Here is a 2,023-nt window from a genome sequence, read left to right on the forward strand (position 1 = left end):
CGTGACGGTCTTTTCTTGCGCATTCACGAGCACATTCGTGACGGCGTTGCGCTCGCCCGCGACGAGCACCGTGAAGTCTTCGCTCGCCGGCTTGCGGCTCGCGTCCGCGTTCAGGTTGCCCGCGTCCTCGAAGCTGAGCACCAGTGTGCTTGCGTTGACCTTGGGCGCTTTGGCTCCCTCGGTGATGAGCACCGGGGCCGTGGTGTCCGATGGCGCTGGCGTGGTGTTCGTCACGGGCTTTGCGCTGAAGTCCGCTGCGTCGTTGCCGGCAGCGTCCTGCACCACGGCGCCGGATGTGGGCTTGGTGTAGCTCACGGTCACGTGGTCTCCGCGCTGGTCACGGCGCGGCTCAGCGTCAGCGTCACGGTCTTGGCCGTGGCGTTGACCACGGCGCTGTTCACGGTAATGGCCGTGCCCGTGCTGCTGACCGTAAAGCCTGCGTTGCCCGCCAGGGCTGCCGGGTCCAGGGTGCCCGCTTCCGTGTACGTGAGCACCAGTTCGTTGCCGTTGACCGCGGCGCTGCTGAACTCCGGGGCCGTGGTGTCCGACCGGGTGTCCACGGTGTAGTTGGCGCTGGTGATCGTGCCCGTCGCGCTATTGCCCGCCTGGTCCCGCACACCGCTCATGTTCACGCCGATGGTGTTGCTCGCGTCGTTTATGTTGGCGCTGGGCGTGAAGGTCGCGGTCCAGGTTTTGCCGTCTGCGCCGGCCGTCAGCGGGCCCAGCGTGCCGTTCGCGTTCAAGAGGTCTATCTTGCTCGCATCAAAGTTGGTGACGACCTCGTTGAAGCTGAAGGTGACGGTGGTGGTTTCGCCAGCGGTCAGGGTGCTGTCGGCCAGCGTGATGGTGGCGATGGGGTCCTGAAGGTCGATGTCGTAGCTGACCGTGGAGTCCGCTGTGCCCACCCCGGCGTTGCCCGCGAGGTCGGTGATTCCGGCCAGGTTCACGCGGATCTTGTTGTTCGTCGAACTGGAGATGGCCCCCCCGATGTAATCATCCAAAGTCGGGGCCGCCAGCGTGACCGTCCAGGTCGTGCCGCCGTCGGTGCTTTGCAGGTTGGACAGCCTCGCGCCGGACCCCTCCGCGGTCAGGTCGTCGAGGCTGAAGTTGGTGATGGCTTCGGAGAAGCGGATGGTGACGGTGGTGCTTTCGTCACGGGCCAGTTTGTTGTCGCCGATCGTGATCGGGTCGGTCGCCGCCAGCGTGGGGGGCTGGGTGTCCGGTGCGAGGGTGATCGAAAAGCTCCCCAGGCTGTTTTGGGCCTCGTCCCGTATGCCACTGGTGTCGCTGGGCGTGCTGTCGTTGTAGTCGATGGAGTCCATCTGGGCCAGTGTCGCGTGACTGGTCAGCGTCAGCGTGATGGTTTTTGCCTGCGCATTCACGAGCACCTGGGTGACGTTGTTGCGCGCACCACCAGAGGCCATCAGCACCGTGAAGTCTTCGTTCGCCGGTTTGTGGGTCGGGTCTGCGTCCAGATTGCTCGTGTCGTTGAAGCTGAGCACCAGTTGGTCACCGTTGACCCTGGGCCCTTTGTCGCCGCTCTGGATCACCCGCGGAGGCGTGGTGTCTCGCGTTGCGTTCGTCACGGGCTGATTGCTGAAGCTCGCCGCCGCGTTGCCTGCCGCGTCCTGCACCACGGTGCCGCTTTCGGGCCTGGCGTAGCTGAGGCTCAGCGTCTCCCCGTGGGCCACGATGCGGCTCAGCATCAGCGTGACGGTCTTGGCCGTTGCATTCACCACGGCGCTGTTCACGGTGATGGCCGCCGTGCCAGCAGCGTTGCTCACCGTAAAGCCGGCGTTGCCCGTCAGCGCAGCCGCGTTCAGGCTATTCGCTTCGGTGTACGTGAGCACCAGTTGGTCGCTGGTGACCCTGGCGGTGTGGATCACCGGGGGCGTGGTGTCTGCTGGCGCTGGCGTGTTGTTGGTCACCGCCGTGGCCGCAAAGCTGGCCGCGTCGTTGCCGGCGGCGTCCTGTATGGCGTTGGCGTCGTTGCCGGTCGTGGGGTCGGCGTAGGCGACGGTGA

2 protein-coding genes are annotated in these 2,023 nt (G+C 65.7%); both read right to left on the minus strand.

Annotation, left to right across the window (positions count from 1 at the left end):
• On the minus strand, positions 1-321 hold a 321-nt coding region (locus VTU_RS29295), incomplete at its 3' end, for a SwmB domain-containing protein (RefSeq protein WP_040893709.1).
• The coding region (locus tag VTU_RS29300) for a SwmB domain-containing protein (protein WP_040893711.1) at positions 318-2,023 on the minus strand (1,706 nt) is incomplete at its 5' end. The genes VTU_RS29300 and VTU_RS29295, both read right to left, overlap by 4 nt.

The organism is Verminephrobacter aporrectodeae subsp. tuberculatae At4, assembly GCF_000193225.1.
GTDB classification, from domain to species: Bacteria; Pseudomonadota; Gammaproteobacteria; order Burkholderiales; family Burkholderiaceae_C; genus Acidovorax; species Acidovorax aporrectodeae.